The sequence below is a fragment of the Mycobacterium sp. genome, assembly GCF_052144515.1.
GTDB lineage: Bacteria > Actinomycetota > Actinomycetes > Mycobacteriales > Mycobacteriaceae > Mycobacterium.
In genome coordinates this window covers 1-3,440 of record NZ_JBKQQD010000120.1, presented here as the reverse complement: position 1 = coordinate 3,440, position 3,440 = coordinate 1, and the positions used below count along the sequence as shown (strand labels likewise).

Here is a 3,440-nt window from a genome sequence, read left to right as displayed (position 1 = left end):
AAGCGACAAGGTCTTTGACCGCACGGAAGCAGAAACCTGGCGCGTCGGACGGGTCGCAGATCGTCAGTCCGGCGCCGTGCATGTGCCAGGCGTGCGTCTCGGCGAACCAGAACGCAGCATCTACGCTGGAGAGCCGCCTCATGCCGACAGCGTAGGGCTCCACTGAGATAGATACCAGTTTCTGGCCTGCTTGTCTTTCCATCAACATCCCATCTCACTGCAAGTACCACTCCGACATGTAAGGGTCACCGACAGTCCAGTAGATCGAAAGACCGTTGCCAACGACCATCGCGATGTGGCCGTCCCAGACCGCGAGGTCGCCGGAAAGCTGTGCGCTCGTAAGTAATTCGGCGGAGATGCGCGGCAATCGCCCGCCTCCTGTTGCCAAATTTTGCCGAAAGTTGCGGCCAGACATCGGTCAGCTGAGTCGAACCAAATCGGCGGTCCCCGAGGCGTTCGCCGAACTAACCGACCGTCTGACCGCTCACGTGCTCCGAATGCTGCTCGCTCGCATGCTTGGACTCCGGCTGATGGGCACCGACCTGGTACTTGGCCTGTCGACCGTGGCGACCGCCGTGCAATTCCGGTACCGCTAATGGGCACTGAGGATGAATAGACGGCGGGACCAGTGGACTGCGGGAGTGCAAGGGGTTTTGCCTACGGGTGGTGCGTTGGTGGTGCGTAACCATTCCGGCGGTGTACTGACGCCTGACGCGCTCGTCTTCGTCTTCGCCCCGGCCTTCGACGACAAGTGTGGCTATGACCGCCATCCTTATCAGCCATCCATTGGCACCTTGCGGTTGGCTACCTTGGTCGCGACGAGGTCGGTTGGACGATGTCTCGTAACCACATCGCCGCGTTCCTCGCCGCGCAACTAAACGACACCTCGCACCGGAAAGCCGCTTGCGCGATCAGCAACTGAAGTTCCGACCTGGATGTCGGCGCGCTTAGCGTGCTCCTGATAGAGACCAGCACCTGCCTCTCGCCGATTTGGGGCATTGATGTCATCAACACCTTCCGCGTATCTGCAGGTCGTTTCGCGTCGTTTCCCGTGTTTTCACGTCATCAGATTCGACGTTTCGGCAGCTCAGTGCTTTTTCCCAGCGGGTTCGATTCCCGGCAGCTCCACTGAGGGCCTACTCGTCAGGGACACAAGTCCGGGCCATTTCTCTTGTTCAATCAGATCCCATCAACATTTGTTGGTTAAGCTCCCGGTCGCCGCGCCCGGCCGACGTGGGTCGGCGCGCTGCTGCCGCAGACGTGGCCGGCGTCACCGAGGCCAGATGCTTGACAAGCCGCTCCGCCGGACCCAGCATCGTGGCGGGACGACCACCTGTGGAATTCCGTGAATGCGGCGGCGGGGAATCACGTGAACGACAGCTCGCTTAGCGGCCTAGCCTTCGGTAAACGAATGCGAAAGGCCTTGCGAAAGGCCTCTGCCGTTGGAAGTGTTTTTCTTGCACTTGTTGCGGCTTGCTCGCGTGGCGATGCAGCACACACGGCGTTAAGCGACAGCGGGAAGACAACGCAGGTGCCGGCTGCGGCTCCCACACCTGACTTCGCGACATTCTCCAAGCTGCCCGATGCGGCTGCCGCACCTGATTTCGCAACCGTCTCCAAGCTGATCAACGATGCGATTGCGGCGAACAGGCTGCCAGGTGCTGTGGTTGTGATCGGGCACGGGGGCAAGGTCGCCTTCCACCAGGCTTACGGCTCGCGCAAACTTGCCGGCGAACCCGGCCTAGACGGATCGCCTGCACCTGCGGAGTCGATGACCGAGGACACGATCTTCGATTTGGCGTCGTTGACGAAGAGCCTCGCAACGGCCACTGCCGTCATGCAGCTTTACGAACAAGGCAAGGTCCAGTTCGACGATCCCGTGCACCAGTACTTGCCTGACTTCAACACGGCGAACGATCCACGTCGTGCAAAGGTGACCGTCCGCATGTTGCTTACGCACACCTCGGGCGAAGCGGGGGACGTCGATCTCAAGGATCCGTGGGGACTGGATGGAGCCGATAAAGCAGAAGGCATTCATCGTGCGCTCACCACGCCGCTCGAGTCGGGTCCCGGTGAGGGTTTCCGCTACTCCGACATCAACTTCATTCTGCTTGGCGCGCTGATCGAAAGAGTCACAGGCGAGGCCGAAGACGTTTACGTTCAGGAACACGTATTCGAGCCTCTTGGCATGGAAGACACCCACTACCTTCTACTGACGAAGGCATGTGGTCCGCACGCGACGATAGGGGCTGCGATCGCGTGGGCTCCCGCGCCAAAAGGCCAGGTGTCAGACGCTTGTCCCGCGGGTACGTGGAGCACCGGTCTCTTGTCGCGCATCGCACCGACAGCACGTGACGAAGAGAGCAGAGCCGATCCGAGCAAGAATCCCGATCTTGATCGCCTGCTTCGGGGCACCGTGCAGGACACGACAGCGCGGCGCATGGGTGGAGTGGCCGGGCATGCCGGCGTGTTCTCGACGGCGCACGATGTCAGCATCTATGCGCAGGCCTTGCTTGACCGGCTCGCAGGACGTCCAAGCGACTTTCCTTTGGCGCAAACAACTCTGGAGTTGATGACAGCTCCGCAGCAGCCGGGACATAGCGCGCAACAACTTGAGGCAGCGAACGATGCAGCCCGAGAAGCAATCGCAACGAGACCGAATAGAACAGATCCGCTGCTCGCTCCGCGCTATCCGGCGATCGCGGGGCAAAACCTGCGCGGCTTTGGCTGGGATATCGATACGGGCCAGTCGACAGCGCGGGGCATGATCTTTCCCATCGGCAGCTTCGGCCACACCGGCTTTACCGGAACCTCGCTTTGGATGGACCCAGGCTCAAATACCTACATAGTTCTGCTTTCGAACTCGATCCATACGCGAGGCAGTCCACCGATGTCGAATCTCCGAGGTGAGGTTGCGACGGCGACGGGGCAGGCCCTGGGTCTTTAGGGCCGCTCGAAGTGTTGGTAGTCGGGAGTCGTCCAGTAGCCAGCCCACCGCCAGCCGCGCTCTGTGAAGATGTGCACGGCTGGGTCGTCGTTGTGTAAGAGTCCCGGGTCGGTGCGGCTGCGGTCCAGGTAGGCCGCCGCGTTCCGCGGTTCGAAATACCCGCTGGCGTAGAGGCACGGGTTGAGAAGCGGATTGAGATCGATTGCCCGACCGTAAGCGTGTGGAGACCATTCGTTGGTTCCTGGGATGCTTCGGCAGTTGAACGCCGATGTGTTGTTGTCCTCCATGGACAACTCATCATCAGCGTCCGAGTAGTGGTCGACGGTGCGGATCTTCTCGACGGGATAACCCAGTCGGTAAAGCTGCTCGAAGATCGCGATGACCTCCGGCACCAGGTCTTCATGCACGATCAGCTCGCCGCGGTGGGTCTGGCCGTCGAAACCGATGTGGTCGACGTTGACCCGTCGCAGCCGCCCCGGCTCGACGGGGCAAC

Annotated in this window: 3 protein-coding genes and 2 pseudogenes; 2 read left to right on the top strand and 3 right to left on the bottom strand. The window is 61.1% G+C overall.

Features of this window, described 5'->3' with window-relative positions; translation table 11 throughout:
* Positions 1-142, bottom strand: a pseudogene (locus tag ACLP9N_RS07440) (wax ester/triacylglycerol synthase family O-acyltransferase); the annotation flags it as partial.
* Between the two features lie 72 nt (positions 143-214).
* A complete protein-coding gene (locus tag ACLP9N_RS07435; protein WP_442406782.1) occupies positions 215-367 on the bottom strand; it encodes a hypothetical protein in 153 nt (50 codons plus the stop codon).
* Positions 368-656: 289 nt separating this feature from the next.
* Here ACLP9N_RS07435 and ACLP9N_RS07430 point away from each other — a divergent pair.
* Both ACLP9N_RS07430 and ACLP9N_RS07425 read left to right on the top strand, forming a co-directional pair.
* Positions 657-776 (top strand): annotated as a pseudogene (locus ACLP9N_RS07430) (glycerol acyltransferase); the annotation flags it as partial.
* Between the two features lie 635 nt (positions 777-1,411).
* Positions 1,412-2,947, top strand: coding sequence for a serine hydrolase domain-containing protein (locus tag ACLP9N_RS07425; protein WP_442406783.1), 1,536 nt, complete (start codon positions 1,412-1,414; stop codon positions 2,945-2,947).
* On the opposite strand, the gene ACLP9N_RS07420 is transcribed toward ACLP9N_RS07425, so the two are convergent.
* The coding region (locus ACLP9N_RS07420) for a M15 family metallopeptidase (protein WP_442406781.1) at positions 2,944-3,440 on the bottom strand (497 nt) is incomplete at its 5' end. The two genes, ACLP9N_RS07425 and ACLP9N_RS07420, sit on opposite strands and share 4 nt — an antisense overlap.

Bases quoted from the DNA above. Each gene is read 5' to 3' on its own strand.
- ACLP9N_RS07425 (WP_442406783.1), top strand. From the start codon at position 1,412: ATGCGAAAGGCCTTGCGAAAGGCCTCTGCCGTTGGAAGTGTTTTTCTT.